Below are 17382 nucleotides of genomic sequence, written 5' to 3'. Positions count from 1 at the left end.
TCGTCCCTTTTGTGAATATTTAAAGTTTAATCCTCTTGCCAAAACACTAAGAAATAAGTATTTGTTTATATACCCTTAAACACGTCATGATATGAAACGGTGTTATAATCTCATTTTAGTATGGAAAGCCTTACAGTTCAATTTTTATTACTTTTCATTTGGTTATCATTATTAATAACTAATTATTAATGTAGTTTTATCCTTAACTTTTTTTATGATTCAGTTAAAAAACAGTTGTAATATTTTAAAGACAGTTGCATAATAATAAAACGACAAAATGAAGGAGTAGTAGATTATGTCAAACAATGAATTACAGAGAGAACTAAGTAATCGGCACATCCAGTTGATTGCAATTGGTGGCGCAATTGGTACAGGTCTATTTTTAGGAGCTGGTCAAACTATCGCGTTAACTGGCCCTTCTATTTTACTTACATATATTATCATTGGGTTTATGCTATTTATGTTTATGCGTGGCTTAGGAGAAATGCTTGTTACAAATACTAATTTCAAGTCTTTTGCCGATGTCACGAATCAATACATTGGTTCATTTGCAGGTTTTGTAACTGGTTGGACTTATTGGTTATGTTGGATTATTACTGGTATGGCTGAGGTAACTGCAGTAGCTAAATATGTAAGTTTTTGGTTTCCTCACATTCCAAATTGGATCAGTGCTTTGTTCTGTGTACTTGTACTTATGTCACTTAATTTATTAAGTGCTAAATTATTTGGGGAATTAGAATTTTGGTTTGCAATCATAAAAATTGTAACGATTCTCGCTTTGATTGTTGTTGGTGCAATTATGATTATTATGGCCTATGACACACAATTTGGACATGCTTCATTATCTAATTTATACACTAATGGTATATTCCCTAAAGGTGTTAATGGATTTTTAATGTCATTCCAAATGGCTGTATTCTCATTTGTGGGTATCGAATTAATAGGTGTGACTGCGGGTGAAACTAAAGATCCAACTAAGACCTTACCGAAAGCAATTAATAGTGTGCCTTTACGTATATTAGTTTTTTATGTAGGCGCGTTAGCTGTGATTATGTCAATCATCCCATGGAATGCTATAAATCCTGACGATAGTCCATTTGTTAGATTGTTCGCTCTAATCGGTATTCCATTTGCAGCAGGCATTATTAATTTCGTTGTACTAACTGCAGCGGCATCTTCTTGTAACAGTGGTATTTTTTCTAACAGTCGTATGCTCTTTGGTCTTTCTAATCAAAAACAAGCACCACCTTATTTTGCATCAACGAATAAAAATGGTGTACCGCACATTGCAATATTTGTCTCATGCGCTTTACTGATGATCGCAGCTTTATTAAATTATATTGTACCGAATGCGACACTCGTCTTCACTTATATCACAACTGTATCTACAGTGTTGTTTTTAGCCGTTTGGGCGTTAATCACCGTTGCTTATATCAATTATACTAAACGTAACCCAGAAGCTCACAAACAGGCTAATTTTAAATTACTTGGCGGTAAATATATGGGTTATATCATCTTAATATTTTTCTTCTTAGTATTTTGTCTATTATTCGTAAGTGAGGTTACAAGAACAGCAGTATTTTTAACACCAATATGGTTCGTTGCCTTAAGTTTAATGTACTTAAGATATAAAAAAGTAGCACGTACACAAGATAAATAAAAGAAGATATTTTCAAAATAAGCTATCTATACACATTGTTCGCGAACCAATGTGTATGGATAGTTTTTATTATGATTAAAAATAGTAATCTTAGTGATTTTATATAAGATTGAGTGAAAATTAAAAAGAGAGTTAACTGAATTTAAAATTCAATTAACTCTCAATGTCTTCTATTATTTCAAATAGGAATTTACAACCGCCTATTTGTTTATATTCGTAAATTTATTATAGAACGTTAGCATAACCTTCGAAGATTTTACCTTGATTTGCATCAATAGTAACTAAAACATCATTTTGTATTTCTTTAGTTGCGTTTTCAACACCAACAACTGTAGGAATACCTTTTTCTAAACCAATAATCGCACTTGGTGAAGTGATGCCGTTTTCTTCTGTGATTAAACCAATTGCATTTTCAATATAAGGTACAAGCGTTTCGTCTACTGAAGACGTTACAATAATAGTTTCAGATAAATCTTTACCTTCTAACTCACTTGCATTATTAACAACAAGTGTTTGGCCAACAACTGAATTTCTACCAATACCTTGTCCTTTTGCAAGTTCATCGCCTACTAAATGTAATTTCATCATGTTAGTAGTACCTTTTTCACCTGTTGGAACGCCAGCAGTGATAATAATTAAATCACCATTTTGAACTTTTTCTGTTTCAACTGCAGTAGCTACAGCATTATTTAATAATGCATCTGTAGTTTTACGTCCTTCTTTGATTACTGGGTGAATTCCCCATACTAGCGCACATTGGCGTGCAGTTTCTGGATTAGGTGTTACTGCGATAATGTCTGATTGTGGACGATATTTAGAAATCGTACGTGCAGTAGAACCACTTTCTGTAGCAGCAACAATTGCTTTTACATTTAAGTTTAATGCTGTATGTGCAACTGAAACACCAATTGCATTAACAAGTGAAGTTTCTACTAATTTAGTACGGTCTGATAATAATTTTTTATAATCTTGTGCACCTTCAGCAGAAACTGCAATATTACGCATTGTTTTAACTGCTTCTTCAGGATAAAGTCCAGCAGCTGTTTCACCAGAAAGCATAACTGCATCAGTACCATCATAAATTGCGTTGGCAACATCACTTGCTTCGGCACGTGTAGCACGTGGGTTTCTTTGCATAGAATCAAGCATTTGAGTCGCAGTGATAACAGGTTTGCCTAATTTATTACATTGTCTAATTAAATCTTTTTGCACCATAGGTACTGATTCTGGTGGGATTTCAACACCCATATCACCACGTGCAACCATTAAACCATCTGAAACTTCAAGAATACCTTTGATATTATCGATACCTTCTTGGTTTTCAATTTTAGGTATAATACTGATTGTTGTATTTTTTTGTGCTTCTAGTAATTTACGGATATCTAGTACATCACTTGGACGACGTACGAAACTAGCTGCGATAAAATCAACGCCTTCGCTAATACCGAAATTAATATCTTCAGCATCTTTATCAGTGATACCAGGTAAACTTACTTTAACGCCAGGTAAGTTAACACCTTTTTTGTTGCTTAATTCGCCAGTGTTTAGTACATCACAAACAACTTCGCCGTTGTCTTTGTCGATACTTTTAACTTGTAATTCAATTAAGCCATCATCTAATAAAATATATGAACCTTCTTCTACATCATTGATTAAATTATCATAAGTTACTGAGAATTTTTCAGGTGTACCTTCTACTTCTGTCATGCTTACAATGACTTCAGTATCTTTTTCAAGTTCTATTTTGCCATTTTTCATACTATGTGTACGAATTTCAGGGCCTTTAGTATCAAGTAAGATTGCAACAGTTTTACCTAATTTTTTAGATACTTTGCGAATTGAATCAATTCTTGCTTTATGTTCTGCATGATCACCATGTGAAAAGTTTAAACGTGCAACGTTCATTCCGGCTTTCATTAATTTCTCAAGCATTTCTTCCGATTCTGACGCTGGTCCAATAGTACAAACAATTTTAGTTTTTCTCATTAATAATGCCTCCAAGTATTTTATATAGATAATTCATTTGTTAATTCATAAGTTTCAAAATCAAACTCATGTTGATCTGATCTAAATATTTCTTCGAATGGTGTGTCAGTTAATTCATTATTACGAATGCCTACACCGATAGCAGTTTTCCCTTGTAATAATAAATCTACTGCATGACCACCTAAACGTGACGCTAACACACGATCTGCTCCACTTGGGCTACCACCACGTTGGATATGACCTAATACAGAAACACGCGCATCAACATTAATATACTTAGTTAACTCTTGTGCGCAAGCCTCTCCAGACATACAACCTTCTGCAACCATGACGATTGAATGTTTTTTACCTCTTTTAATACCATTATCGATTTTTTCAGCTACATCTTTAATGTCTGTTTCTACCTCTGGAACAATAATTGTTTCTGCACCTACAGACATACCTGCCCATAATGCTAAATCTCCACAATCACGTCCCATAACTTCTATAATAAAGGTTCTAGCATGACTCGATGCTGTATCGCGGATTTTATCAACGCAATCAATAATAGTGTTTAATGCTGTATCAAATCCAATTGTAAAATCTGAACCATTAATATCATTATCAATCGTACCAGGTATTCCAATTGTCTGGATTTCTTCACATTCTTCACTTATACGTTGCGCGCCTCTATAACTACCGTCTCCACCGATAACTACAAGGCCTTCGATGCCTCTTTTACGTAAGTTTTCTATGCCTTTCTTACGCACTTCTACTTCTTTAAATTCAGGACACCTTGCTGAATATAAAAAAGTGCCTCCGCGTTGAATTGTATCCCCTACAGAACCGAGTTCAAGCTTTTCGATATCATCGTTTAATAAACCTTGATAGCCTTGGTAAACACCATAGACTTCAATGTTATTAAAAATCGCTTTTCTAACTACAGCTCTTACAGCTGCGTTCATGCCTGGAGAATCTCCACCACTTGTCAACACTGCAATTTTTTTCATGACGACAAACCTTTCTAACATGTATTTCTTATTCTAAAAATACCATAAATAATACAATGGTGCCATTAAAATAAGGCTTTGTGCCGAATGTAAACGTTTTAAAGTAATCTAAGCTATTAAATTATAACTAGTAAGCGTTTACTATAATTTTTCGGCAAAAATGAAATGAGCACTCTTTTATATTTACCTTTAAATTATATTTCTTAAACAATGTATTTATTTTTTAAATAAGTTAAGGGTTTGCATTTACTCAATCTCCTTCTGTACAACTATAAAAAATAGCTGTACAGAAATCTATCGTCATAAATTTCTGTACAGCTAATCTTAGTATATTTATTATTATTCGTGGTATGTTCCAATATTTCTAAATTTAGCATATCGGTCATCAACAAGTTGTTGTTTACTTAGCTGACTTAATTCTGCTAAATAATATTCAAACCCTTTTTTGATATTTTGTGCTTGAATTTCAACATCATGATGCGCACCACCTAATGGTTCTTTAATTACATCATCAGCTATATTGAGTTCACGTAAATCTTCAGCAGTAATCTTCATTGTTTCTGCAGCAATTTTTGCAAGATTGCTGTCTTTCCATAACAGTGCAGAGGCACCTTCAGGTGAAATAACTGAATACGTACTATTTTCAAGCATCAATATACGATTTGTAATACCTAAACCTAAAGCTCCGCCACTACCGCCTTCACCAATCACAATAGAAATGACTGGTACTGTTAACGCAGCCATTTCGACTAAGTTTCTAGCAATAGATTCACTTTGTCCACGTTCTTCTGCTGCTTTACCTGGATAAGCACCTTTAGTATCAATAAAAGTAATAATAGGTCGATTGAATTTTTCTGCTTGTTTCATCAATCTAATTGCTTTTCTATAACCTTCTGGATGTGCCATCCCAAAATTACGATAAATATTATCTTTGGTATCTTTACCACGTTGTTGTCCAACTACAGTAACTGCTTGGCCATTCAAATAACCAATGCCACCAATCATTGCAGGATCATCTCTGTAATTTCTATCACCATGGAGTTCCATGAATGAGTCGAATATATAAGGTATGTAATCTAAAGATGTAGGTCTTTCTTGTAAACGTGCTAATTGCACACGATCCCAAGGTTTAAGGTTTGTATATACCTTTTCAGTCTCTCTCTCTAAAGAAGCTTCAAGCATATCAATTTCTTCTTGCAGATCTACATCATTCTTTTCTTGAGATTCTTTTAATGATTCAATTTTATTTTTTATTTCAAAAAGCGGCTTTTCAAAATCAAGCATTTGTTTTCACCTCTTGGTGCATTTTTAGGATACTAGATAACGTTGTTTTCATTTCTTTTCTATGTACTACTTTATCTAATTGACCATGTTCTAATAGAAATTCTGCAGTTTGGAAATCCTCTGGTAATTTTTCATTAATTGTTTGTTCGATGACACGTCTCCCTGCAAATCCAATTAACGCTTTAGGTTCACTAAGATTGATATCACCTACAGAAGCAAAACTTGCAGAAACACCACCTGTAGTTGGATTAGTAATGTAAGAAATATACAATAACCCAGCGTCCGCATGTTTCTTCAGTGTCACACTTGTTTTACCCATTTGCATTAACGAAATAATACCTTCTTGCATTCTAGCTCCGCCACTTGCTGAAAATAAAATAAATGGCAAACGGTTTTCAATACAGTGCTCTATAATTCTACAAATTTTCTCGCCTACTACAGAACCCATGCTGCCCATTCTGAATCTAGCATCCATAACAGCAACACCATAACTTATACCTTCTAAATTTGCAGTTCCAGTTACTACTGCTTCGTTTAGATCAGTTTTTTGTCGATCTTTTTGGATTTTTTCTTCGTAACTTGGGAAGTCCAATGGATTTGCCGAAGTCATGCCTCTATCAAATTCTTTAAATGTGCCTTCGTCAGAAATAGCTTCAATACGTTTATAAGCTGTAAGTGCAATATGATGATCACAGTTAAAACAAACGTTTAAGTTTTCAGCTAATTCTTTCGTATACATAATTTTTTTACATTTAGGACATTTCGTCATAATACCTGCTGGAACATCGCTTTGTTTTGAATCCGATACGGTTACGTACTTTTTCTTTTTACTACTTCTATTGAAAAAATCTTTAAACATTGGTAAACCTCCACATAAATATCGCAATCTGTCTCTACACTTAACTGTAAGTTACGTATTGAGTTTAGTATTAACGAATATTATTTATCTAAATCTGTTAATTTCATTGTCTTTTCATATATTTCCTCTGGATCCATATCATTTCTAGCAACGCCGGACTCCATCGCTGCTTTTGCAACTTCTCTAGCAACTGACGGTGCTACTCGCTTATCAAACGGACCAGGAATACAATAATCAGGATTCAATTCTTCTGGATTAATTAAATTCGCAATCGCTTCAACCGCAGCCTGCTTCATTGCTTCATTAATTTGTGTTGCTTCTACATCTAAAGCACCTCTGAATATACCTGGAAATGCTAAGACATTATTAATTTGATTTGGAAAATCTGAACGACCTGTACCAATTACTTTTGCACCTGCGCCTTTGCAACATCTGGCTGAATTTCTGGGTTAGGGTTTGCCATAGCAAAGATAATTGGATCATCGGCCATAGATTCAACCATTTCTTTTGTTAATAAATCTGCAACAGAAACACCTATAAATACGTCAGCATCTCTGATGACATCATTTAAGCTGCCCTCAATTTTTTCTCTATTAGTCCATTTAGCTACGTATGCTTTTGTATCATTCATACCAAAAGCGCGTCCTTCAAAAATAGCACCTTTAGAATCACACATAATCATATCTCGAACACCATAAGAATATAATAATTTAACGATAGCCATACCAGCTGCCCCAGCACCATTGAGAACGACCTTAATGTCTGATAAATCTTTATCCACTATTCTTAAGGCATTAATCATACCGGCTACTGTTACAATTGCTGTACCATGTTGATCATCGTGAAATACTGGTATTTTAGTTTCTTTTTTTAAACGTTCTTCAATTTCAAAACAACGCGGTGCCGAAATATCTTCTAAGTTTATGCCACCATAATTCGGTTCTAATAATTTCACAGTGTTTACTATATCATCTGTATCTGTAGTGTTTAATGCAATAGGTACACCATCGATACCAGAAAAGCTTTTAAATAGTACTGCTTTCCCTTCCATTACTGGGATACTCGCTTCTGCACCAATATTGCCTAATCCTAAAACAGCTGTGCCATCTGTTACAACAGCAACAGTATTGCCTTTCATGGTATACTCAAAAACTTTTCTAGAATCTTCATGTATCTCTTTACAAGGCTCTGCGACACCTGGTGAATAAGCTAAACTTAATTCTTCCTTATTGGTAACTTGAACCTTAGGCGTTACTTCCAATTTTCCTTGATTTCGTCTATGCATTTCTAATGCTTCGTCTCTCAATGTCATGTAAATCTACCCCTTTACATTCAACTAGTATAAAAATCAGTTCATATATATTTTTATTACAATCTAACTTAAATTACAAATGATATTGCTAACAAGATGTCGAATTCACCCGTACAGTTAATATTTGTAATAAAAATATATAGATTGATTTGACATTAAATAATTCTTATCTTTAATTTAGTTAAAATTAAAACTGACGGCAAGTTTATGCTTAACCATCAGTTTACTATACCATAGTTCATAGCGCTATTAAAGTTAAATAATTCTTATATCCCAAGGCGAAAATCGTTGTATAAATGTATTTAATACGTCGTTATCTCGTGTGATATAACCTATGATTTTGAACTTATTTTGCGCTTCTTGAAAATACTTAACTGGAATATAATTGCTGTGCTCTGTTTGTGTTAAAAATTGCTTTACTTCTGTTTCATCGCTAAGGTTTCTAATCACAATTTGTTTCGCATGTTCAAATGTACTCACTTCGAATGCATCAATCGTCTCTATTTGATTAATAATAAGTTGCTTCTTATTATTCCTATTTTCAAACTTACCTTTTAGGATAAATGTCTCATCCGTTTTCAAATCTGTTTCATATTTTTTGAATGCATCTGGAAAAACAACGCCATCCAAACTATTAATTCCGTCATTTAATGTTACAAAAGCCATATTCTGACCGTTTTTTGTACGTATACGTTTAATATTATCAATTTGAACAAAAATCGGTTGATTATCTCGTGCATTAGTGAGTTTATATATACCAAGATATTGCTTTTGTTCAAAGGCTTTTTCGACAGGATGTGTTGAAACATAAAAGCCTAAATATTCTTTTTCATAATCACTTAATACTTTATCTGGCAATTCCTCTTTGTCTTCATATGTCGCTTTAGGCGTTAATACATCAAATATAAAACCGTCTTGTTCAATATCAGATGAACTATCAAGTACTTGATCAATTGACTGTAGTAGCGTAGCACGATTCTTACCAAAGGTATCGAAAGCGCCTACTAATATGAGCGCTTCAAGTAATTTTCTAGATTTAATCCTTTTAGGAATGCGTCTTGTGAAATCAAAAAAGTCTTTGAAATGACCATGCGTTATGCGTTCGTCAACAATTAACTTAACGCTTTGATAACCTACACCTTTAATCGCACCGATTGACAAGTATATACCCTGTTTAGTTGCTTTATAGAACCAATGACTTTGATTTATATTCGGCGTTAAAATATTGATTGATTGATGCTTTGCTTCATCAATAATTTGTGCTGTCTTTTTCTCGCTTCCAATAGTATTGCTCAAAATATTAGCGTAAAAATAGTTAGGATAATATACTTTTAAATAGCTCATAATATAAGCAATTTTAGAATAGCTTACAGCATGGGCACGTGCAAAGCCATAGTCTGCAAATTTTAGAATCAAATCAAATATTTGCTTACTTAAATTTTCATCATAGCCATTATTTAAAGCACCATCCACAAAGTGTTGACGTTCACTTTCTAATACAGCACGGTTCTTTTTACTCATCGCACGTCTTAAAATATCCGCTTCTCCATAACTAAAGTTTGCGAACTTACTGGCAATTTGCATGATTTGTTCTTGATAAATGATAACGCCATAAGTGTTACTTAATATCGGCTGTAAATCACTATGCAAATATTGCACCTTCGATGGATTATGCCTTCTCGTAATATAGGTAGGTATTTCTTCCATAGGACCTGGTCTGTATAAAGACGTTACGGCTACAATATCTTCAAAATGTTCAGGTTGTAATTTTTTCAATACATTTCTAATACCATCTGATTCTAGTTGAAAAATACCTGTAGTATCACCTTGTGACAATAATTGAAAGACTTTGCTATCATCAAAAGGTATTTGCTCTATATCAATATGTGTATTCATATCTTTTTTTACTTGTTTCACAATTTGATGAATAATGGATAAATTCCGTAACCCTAAGAAGTCAATCTTCAGCAAGCCTATTCTCTCTGCTTCTGTCATCGTCCACTGCGTTAATAATCCAGTATCACCTAACGTCAACGGTGCATATTCATATAATGGATGATCATTAATAATGATACCTGCAGCATGTGTTGAAGTATGACGAGGTAAACCTTCTAATTTTTTACTAATTTCAAACCATCGTTCATGCCTATGATTTCGGTGCACAAACTGTTTAAAATCATTTTGTTCATATGCTTGATCCAAAGTTATACCTAACTTGTGTGGTATTAATTTAGAAATTTCATTTAAAGTAATCTCATCAAATCCCATAATTCTACCAACATCTCTAGCTACTGCTCTAGCTAACAAATGACCGAACGTTACTATACCTGCAACGTGATTATCACCATACTTTTCTTGAACATATTGAATTACTTTATCTCTATGCGTATCTTCAAAATCAATATCAATATCCGGCATTGTTACACGTTCCGGATTAAGAAAACGCTCAAACAGTAAATTATATTGTATGGGATCAACCGTAGTAATGTTTAAAAGATAACTTACCAATGACCCTGCGGAAGAACCACGACCAGGCCCTACTAATACATCATGTGTTTTTGCATAATGTATTAAATCACTTACTATAAGAAAGTAATCTTCAAACCCCATGCGAGTAATGACTTGATACTCATGTACAAGTCTTTCTCTGTACGTTTCGAATTGACTATGATCTAAATTGAGTTGGCTTAAGTTTTCTTGTAATATTTGCCATAAATAATCTTTTGATTGCTGATTATCTGGCGTTTTAAATTTAGGTAATAAAGACTGATGATAAATCATTTCAGCCTGACATACTGTTGCAAGTTGATTTGTGTTATCCAACACTTCCTTACTTAAATGAAGTGTAGTTAAATCATTATTGTCGTATAAATGTGCATTATAATCAGGTTGTTCACTCACTAAATCTAATTTATCGTTATCTCTGATTGCAGCAAGTGCAGTCAGTGTATCAGCATCTTGTTGATTAAGATAACGTGTACTTTGTGCCCAAACCATTGGTAATTCTAATGTTACTTCACTCGTATGATTCACATAAACATGTGTATTATCGGTAAATTCAGCTACAATAGCTTCATTTGATGATGATACATCTTTAAAAATAACAACAAAATGCTGTAGATATTTTTTTAGCCACTCTATAGGTGTTTCAGTTTTTTCTTTCATTTTTATAGCAGACGACAGCTTAAACATATCTTTTAGTCCTTGTTCATTTTGCGCTAGCACTATCGTTTCCACTGACTCTAATCCATCTGTCACAAAAATTGTCATACCGAATATAGGATGAATATTTGCTGCAATACACGCGTCATAAAATTGTGGATAACCGTATAAGACATTTGTGTCTGTAATCGCTAACGCGGTATACCCTTCTTTAGCGGCCTTAGCAACAACATCTTTTATTCTCAAACTAGAATGTAATAAGTCGTATGTTGTATGAATATTTAAATGCGTAACCATCAGCAAACACCTCCTATATACTTATAACTTATTCTTTAAAGCTTCCGCTAATGTATTAAATTCGTTCCAGTTAGCAACAGAAACACCTGAAGCATTTGGATGACCTCCGCCACCAAATTCACTTGCAACATCATTAATCACAATGCCTTTTGAGCGGATGCGACATCTTATTTCAGAACCTTCATCAACAGCAAAGACCCATATCTTCAAGCCTTGAATATCCGCAATCGCATTTACAAATAATGAAGCTTCGTTAGCCGCAATATTAAACTGCTTAAGTACATCTTGTGTAATAATTATTTTACAAAATCCATTTTCATCTAACTCAAAGTTCTGTAATACATATCCTTGGAATGGTAGGAGTTTTGGGTCTTTTTCGCCCATTTTATTAAGCTCTTCATTATGATTAAATGGATATTTAAGTAACTGGCTTGCGACTTCCATCGTATGGGACGTCGTATTATTAAATAAGAAACGACCTGTATCACCAACAATCCCTAAATATAGTACACGTGCAACAGATGCATCTATCACAGTTGTGTCATTAAAATGCGCAATAAAGTCAAAGATAATTTCACTTGTAGAAGAAGCCTGTGCATTCACATAATTAATATCACCATATTGATCTACTGCAGGATGATGGTCGATTTTAATTAGGGAACGACCTTTATTAAAGCGTTCATCACTAATCCTTGGTGAATTAGCCGTATCACAAACAATCACTAATGCATCTTTGTATTGTTCATCTGTAATTTCGTCAAAAGTTCCTATAAAATCTAACGAAGGCTCTGATTCCCCAACTGCATATATGTTTTTATCTGGAAATTTTAATGTTAAATAATGTTTCAAACCAAGCTGTGAACCATAAGCATCTGGGTCAGGTCTGACATGTCTATGTATAATAACTGTTTCAGCTTCGTTAATTTCACTCATAATTTGATTGAATTCTTTAGTCATTTATATCTTCCTTTTCATTAGTTATATAAAATTCGTTTAATCTATCATCTGGCAGATAATCATTGCTTTCGCGACATGATGCTCATCAGTAGACATTGTCACTTCTAGTTTAGCAAAGTTTCTCCCTACATCTAACATATCATAATGCACATCGATTTCTGATTCAATTTGTACTGTCTTAATATATATAATGTTCAAACTTTCTATCATGACTTCAAGTTTTTTTAACTTTCTCATTTCATAGCGCACTGTTTCTTCAATTATAGCGACAAATACAGCTTTACTTAAAGTACCATATTGATTCGTTAATAGCGGGGTTGTTTGTACTTGAATGCCATTATTTGTAATGTTGATATGTTTTGCAATTTGATCATTAATAGTTTCACCCACTTGGGGTTGTCGGCTTAATAATTGCATCGCTGTTAATACATCTTTTCTCGTAATAACACCTATAAGTTTTTTACTACTTGTAGTCACTGGTAACAGTTCTATACCTTCCCAAATCATCATATGCGCACAATTTGCTACTGTGGTAGTTAATTGGACATTTATAGGAGCCTTCGTCATAAACTGAGCTATCGTATCATAATCATCCATTTTAATAATTTCTTTGCTCGTAATAATACCTACTAGTTTCCACTGTTCATCAATAACTGGAAATCTTGAATGTCCAGTAGCTCTTGCTTTTTCTTTATAATCAATCAACTTCATATTTTCAAAGATTACTGTGCTCTCTTTTACTGACTTCACAATATCTTCAACGACCAATATTTCTTTACGAATCATTTGGTTATACATTGCTCTATTAATGATGTTTGCTACTAGGTATGTATCATAATTAGAAGAAAGTATTGGTAAATCATGTTCATCTGCATACTTTATAATTTCATCAGATGTTCTAAAACCACCTGTAATCAGCACCGCACTTCCTCTTTTTAAAGCTGCTAATTGTACATCTTTACGATTACCTACAATCAATAATGTATGCGTACTTAAATATTTTACTACATCATCAATCTCCATCGCACCTATGGCAAACTTAGTTAGTGTTTTAATTAAACCGTTTCTGCCGCCTAACACTTGACCGTCTATAATCTTTACAATTTCACCAAATGTAAGTTGTTCAATTTGCTCGCGTGTTTTCTTTTCTATACGAACAGTACCTACGCGGTCAATTGTTGCTACCAAGCCAATTTGACCAGCATCTTTAATCGCTCTGTAAGCTGTACCTTCAGATACACTTAAATCTTTCGCCACTTTTCTAACAGAAATTTTTTGTCCTACTGCTAGAGATTCTATATATGATAAAATTTGCTCATGCTTTGTCATTTAAATAACCTCATTTATATTGAACAGTTTCTATGCCATTATAACTTCTTATATCTAAAATTGCGATGTCACAATTCAAATTATGGTAGATTCTAACTTTATAATGTTGAACTGCACCTTTTAAATAATATAAATAATTCTTTTTAAGAAATTAATATGTAAGATTTTATATTATAATTGGATTTATTAAGAAATTTTGATTAGAATGATATCAAGGAGGGATGAACAATGTTCAAAAATATTTTACTTGGTGTAGATACAACACTTACTAATGAAAAAGCACTTAAAGAAGTATCAAAATTAGCCGGTGAAGGAACAACGGTCACTATTTTAAATTCGATTAGTGAACAAGATGCACAATCATCAATTAAATCTGGTGTTCATTTAGATAAACTAGTTGAAAAGCGTAGCAAAGGACTTGAGCCTACACGTAAAGCTTTAGATGAATATGGTATCAAATATGATGAAATTATTGTTCGTGGCAGTGCCAAAGAACAATTAGTTAAACAAGCTAATAGTGGCAAATATGAAATCGTCGTACTCAGTAACCGCAAAGCTGAGGAAAAGAAAAAATTTGTCCTAGGTAGTGTCAGCCATAAGGTGGCTAAAAGAGCAAACATCCCTGTTCTTATCGTAAAATAAGATAAAACTCAAAAAACTTTTGTATTCATTTGAGTTACACGCCTAAACAAGCCTAACGCACAAATGCATTGGGTTTGTTTTTTAATTTGTATCCTTAAAAAACATGAAATATAAATGAATGGTTTGAATTTTTCTTATAAAAACATAAAAATGGCGACAAAATAATAAGATTTTGTCGCCATTTTCTATTTATTGCAAATCCTAAGCCTTTAAATAATTTAAAACTTAACTGATTCTCCAGGTTTTAAAATTTGCACCTCTCCTACTGTAACAGCAGATTTAAATTTGTTTGGATCTTGTTCAATCAATTCAAATGTATCGTAATGCACAGGGACAGTGATTTTAGGTTTAATAAATGTGTTGATAGCATAACTTGCATCATCGATACCCATAGTAAAGTTATCACCAATAGGAACAAAACAAACATCAACAGGATGACGTTCTGCAATTAATTTCATATCGCTGAATAATCCTGTATCACCAGTGTGATAAATTGTTTTGCCTTCAACTTCTAAAATAACACCCATCGGCATACCAAGATAAACCGGTATACCATTATCATTAGTTAAACTTGAACTGTGAAAAGCTTGCACAAATTTCACTGTACCAAATTCAAATTCAGCTTTACCACCAATGTTCATTGGTCTTACATTTTCAACATTTTTATTTGTAGTTAAATAATCTCCCAGTTCTGCTGAACCAATTACAGTTGCATTATTTCTATTAGCCAACTCGACTGTATCTCCGAAATGGTCACCATGACCATGCGTCAAAATAATATAGTCTACTTCTAAAGCATTTGCATCTAAATCTGACTGACCATTGCCAGTAATAAATGGATCTACAATTACTTTTTTACCGTTCGCTTCGAAATAAATCGTTGATTGTCCATGAAATGATAAGTTCATTATATGAATTCCTCCCATAAATCTGTTTATTTACTACATACCACATTCATACTATTTTATAACATATCCGTGCATTTTATATAGCTCTTTTATGCTTATTTTAAAAACATTTAGTTAAAATAGTATCATTCTAATATTTTATTTTTGAATTCCGTCATGAACTAACATAAACTTAGAATGATAGTATTTTTAGGAGGATGATGATAAATGAAATTAGAACAGATTACCGCAGAATTAAAATCACAACAAGCTAGAGCAGCATGGATTACAACACCATTAAACATTTTTTACTTTACAGGCTATTTAAGTGATCCTCATGAACGTTTACTCGCATTATTAATCAAAGAAAATGGTGAACAAGTATTATTTTGTCCACAATTAGAAGTTGATGAAGTAAAAGCCTCTCCTTTTGAAGGTGAAGTAGTTGGATATTTAGACACAGAAAATGCATTAGATAAATATACGTTCACTGTAAATAAATTATTAGTTGAAGCTGAACATTTAACAGTAAAACGTCAACGCGAACTCGTTGAAGCATTTAATGTACAAACTTTTGGTGATATTGATCAAACAATTAAAGACTTACGTAACGTAAAAAGCGAAAATGAAATTGCTACTATTAAAAAAGCATGTGAACTTGCTGACAAATGCATTGAAATCGGTGTAGACTTTTTAAAAGAAGGTGTGACGGAACGCCAAGTTGTTAATCATATTGAGAATGCAATCAAAGATTACGGTGTAAATGAAATGAGTTTCGATACGATGGTACTCTTCGGTGATCACGCTGCTTCACCACATGGTACGCCTGGTGATCGTCAATTACAAAGAGATGAATATGTATTATTTGATCTTGGTGTTATTTATAACAATTATTGTAGTGATATGACTAGAACCGTTAAATTTGGCGAACCAAATGATAAAGCCCAAGAAATTTATAATGTGGTTTTGAAAGCTGAACAAGAAGCGATTGCAGCAATCAAACCAGGCGTTACGATTAAAGATGTAGATGATATTGCACGTAATATTATCAGTGATGCAGGTTATGGTGATTATTTCCCTCATCGCTTAGGACATGGATTAGGCTTGGAAGAACATGAGTATCAAGATGTTTCTAGTTCAAATACCAACCAATTTGTTGCTGGAATGGTTATCACTGTTGAACCAGGCATATACGTTCCTGGCGTTGCAGGTGTGCGTATTGAAGACGATATTTTAGTAACTGAAGATGGTAATGAAAGTTTAACGGGTTACGAAAAATGATAAAAGAAGCGGTTGTTGAAACGATTCAACAAGTTGAACAAGCAATAAGCAATGGTGCTGATCGTATAGAATTATGTGATAATTTGAGTGTCGGCGGGACGACACCTAGCATCGGGATGATTGAAATAGCGACAGAAATTTGTCATACCAACGATGTTGAAATCGCAGTAATGATTCGCCCTCGCGGCGGTGATTTCGTATATAATTTATATGACTTTGAAATCATGCAACGAGACATGAAAGCAATCAAACAACTCAACGTAGATTACTTTGTATTTGGATGTTTAACAGAGGATAATGTCTTAAATGAATGGCAAATGAAGACTTTGAAAAACCTAGCGGCACCTGTATCGGCCGTATGCCATATGGCATTTGATGAAATTCATATACATGGTCAAATCAAAGCACTACATCAGCTGATTGATATTGGCTTTATCAGATTACTAACACATGGCGGCCCTTCAGACACTGATATTTTCGATAATTTAAATCATCTTGGCAAACTTGTGGTTAATACAGGCGGCCGTATCGAAATTATGCCTGGTGGTGGATTAAATAAAGATAATTTACAAGATTTAATATCTTCTTTCCCTTTCCAAGAAGTGCATGGTACAAGAATCGTTTAAAACATGTCATTTATAGTTTAACTGCTTGAGACACAAGATCTTATAGCATCAATAAAACAGGCTGAGACATAATTACATGTCTCAGCCTGTTTTATTATATTGGCAGTAGCT

12 protein-coding genes and 1 pseudogene are annotated in these 17382 nt (G+C 33.5%); 4 read left to right on the top strand and 9 right to left on the bottom strand.

What is annotated here, in order from left to right:
- The first annotated feature begins 295 nt into the window (after window positions 1-295).
- A complete protein-coding gene (locus AAA453_RS07430) occupies window positions 296-1660 on the top strand; it encodes an amino acid permease (RefSeq protein WP_427704256.1) in 1365 nt (454 codons plus the stop codon).
- 225 nt (window positions 1661-1885) lie between these two features.
- Here AAA453_RS07430 and pyk read toward each other — a convergent pair whose 3' ends face one another.
- From pyk to AAA453_RS07390, 8 genes and pseudogenes are all read right to left on the bottom strand, one after another.
- Entirely contained in the window at window positions 1886-3646 is a 1761-nt protein-coding gene (gene pyk, locus AAA453_RS07425) for a pyruvate kinase (protein WP_046465546.1), read from the bottom strand.
- 20 nt (window positions 3647-3666) lie between these two features.
- A complete protein-coding gene (gene pfkA, locus AAA453_RS07420) occupies window positions 3667-4635 on the bottom strand; it encodes a 6-phosphofructokinase (RefSeq protein ID WP_046465547.1) in 969 nt (322 codons plus the stop codon).
- 339 nt (window positions 4636-4974) lie between these two features.
- Entirely contained in the window at window positions 4975-5919 is a 945-nt protein-coding gene (locus AAA453_RS07415) for an acetyl-CoA carboxylase carboxyltransferase subunit alpha (RefSeq protein ID WP_285323355.1), read from the bottom strand.
- On the bottom strand, window positions 5912-6778 hold the full coding sequence (gene accD, locus AAA453_RS07410; protein WP_046465549.1) for an acetyl-CoA carboxylase, carboxyltransferase subunit beta: 867 nt from the start codon (window positions 6776-6778) through the stop codon (window positions 5912-5914). The genes AAA453_RS07415 and accD overlap by 8 nt, the downstream gene beginning before the upstream one ends.
- 80 nt (window positions 6779-6858) lie before the next feature.
- Window positions 6859-8090, bottom strand: a pseudogene (locus tag AAA453_RS07405) (NAD(P)-dependent malic enzyme).
- Between the two features lie 255 nt (window positions 8091-8345).
- On the bottom strand, window positions 8346-11549 hold the full coding sequence (locus tag AAA453_RS07400) for a DNA polymerase III subunit alpha (protein WP_427704255.1): 3204 nt from the start codon (window positions 11547-11549) through the stop codon (window positions 8346-8348).
- Window positions 11550-11570: 21 nt separating this feature from the next.
- Window positions 11571-12506, bottom strand: a complete 936-nt coding sequence (locus AAA453_RS07395) for a DHH family phosphoesterase (protein ID WP_427704253.1) — start codon at window positions 12504-12506, stop codon at window positions 11571-11573.
- A 36-nt stretch (window positions 12507-12542) separates the two neighbouring features.
- A complete protein-coding gene (locus AAA453_RS07390; protein ID WP_021339078.1) occupies window positions 12543-13835 on the bottom strand; it encodes a DRTGG domain-containing protein in 1293 nt (430 codons plus the stop codon).
- Window positions 13836-14063: 228 nt separating this feature from the next.
- Between AAA453_RS07390 and AAA453_RS07385 the strand changes: the two genes are divergently transcribed.
- Entirely contained in the window at window positions 14064-14477 is a 414-nt protein-coding gene (locus AAA453_RS07385) for a universal stress protein (RefSeq protein ID WP_285323361.1), read from the top strand.
- A gap of 218 nt (window positions 14478-14695) precedes the next feature.
- On the opposite strand, the gene AAA453_RS07380 is transcribed toward AAA453_RS07385, so the two are convergent.
- Window positions 14696-15385: a metal-dependent hydrolase gene (locus AAA453_RS07380; RefSeq protein WP_285323362.1), complete on the bottom strand. Its 690-nt coding sequence runs from the start codon at window positions 15383-15385 to the stop codon at window positions 14696-14698.
- Window positions 15386-15592: 207 nt separating this feature from the next.
- Here AAA453_RS07380 and AAA453_RS07375 point away from each other — a divergent pair, with 207 nt between their 5' ends.
- Window positions 15593-16645, top strand: a complete 1053-nt coding sequence (locus AAA453_RS07375) for a M24 family metallopeptidase (RefSeq protein ID WP_427704251.1) — start codon at window positions 15593-15595, stop codon at window positions 16643-16645.
- Window positions 16642-17271 carry a copper homeostasis protein CutC gene (locus AAA453_RS07370; RefSeq protein WP_427704248.1) on the top strand — a complete coding sequence of 210 codons (630 nt, stop codon included), beginning with the start codon at window positions 16642-16644 and terminating at the stop codon, window positions 17269-17271. Before AAA453_RS07375 ends, AAA453_RS07370 begins: the two co-directional genes overlap by 4 nt.
- Window positions 17272-17382: the final 111 nt, after the last annotated feature.

It is taken from the genome of Staphylococcus parequorum (genome assembly GCF_039237145.1).
Lineage (GTDB): Bacteria > Bacillota > Bacilli > Staphylococcales > Staphylococcaceae > Staphylococcus > Staphylococcus equorum_A.
The sequence above is the reverse complement of the archived record's forward strand: the minus strand, read 5'-3'. Positions and strand labels throughout refer to the sequence as shown.

What these genes read in the sequence shown, in the direction of transcription:
- AAA453_RS07430 (WP_427704256.1), top strand. Translation starts at nt 296, where the DNA reads ATGTCAAACAATGAATTACAGAGAGAACTAAGTAATCGGCACATCCAG.
- pyk (WP_046465546.1), bottom strand. Translation starts at nt 3,646, where the DNA reads ATGAGAAAAACTAAAATTGTTTGTACTATTGGACCAGCGTCAGAATCG.
- pfkA (WP_046465547.1), bottom strand. Translation starts at nt 4,635, where the DNA reads ATGAAAAAAATTGCAGTGTTGACAAGTGGTGGAGATTCTCCAGGCATG.
- AAA453_RS07415 (WP_285323355.1), bottom strand. Translation starts at nt 5,919, where the DNA reads ATGCTTGATTTTGAAAAGCCGCTTTTTGAAATAAAAAATAAAATTGAA.
- accD (WP_046465549.1), bottom strand. Translation starts at nt 6,778, where the DNA reads ATGTTTAAAGATTTTTTCAATAGAAGTAGTAAAAAGAAAAAGTACGTA.
- AAA453_RS07400 (WP_427704255.1), bottom strand. Translation starts at nt 11,549, where the DNA reads ATGGTTACGCATTTAAATATTCATACAACATACGACTTATTACATTCT.
- AAA453_RS07395 (WP_427704253.1), bottom strand. Translation starts at nt 12,506, where the DNA reads ATGACTAAAGAATTCAATCAAATTATGAGTGAAATTAACGAAGCTGAA.
- AAA453_RS07390 (WP_021339078.1), bottom strand. Translation starts at nt 13,835, where the DNA reads ATGACAAAGCATGAGCAAATTTTATCATATATAGAATCTCTAGCAGTA.
- AAA453_RS07385 (WP_285323361.1), top strand. Translation starts at nt 14,064, where the DNA reads ATGTTCAAAAATATTTTACTTGGTGTAGATACAACACTTACTAATGAA.
- AAA453_RS07380 (WP_285323362.1), bottom strand. Translation starts at nt 15,385, where the DNA reads ATGAACTTATCATTTCATGGACAATCAACGATTTATTTCGAAGCGAAC.
- AAA453_RS07375 (WP_427704251.1), top strand. Translation starts at nt 15,593, where the DNA reads ATGAAATTAGAACAGATTACCGCAGAATTAAAATCACAACAAGCTAGA.
- AAA453_RS07370 (WP_427704248.1), top strand. Translation starts at nt 16,642, where the DNA reads ATGATAAAAGAAGCGGTTGTTGAAACGATTCAACAAGTTGAACAAGCA.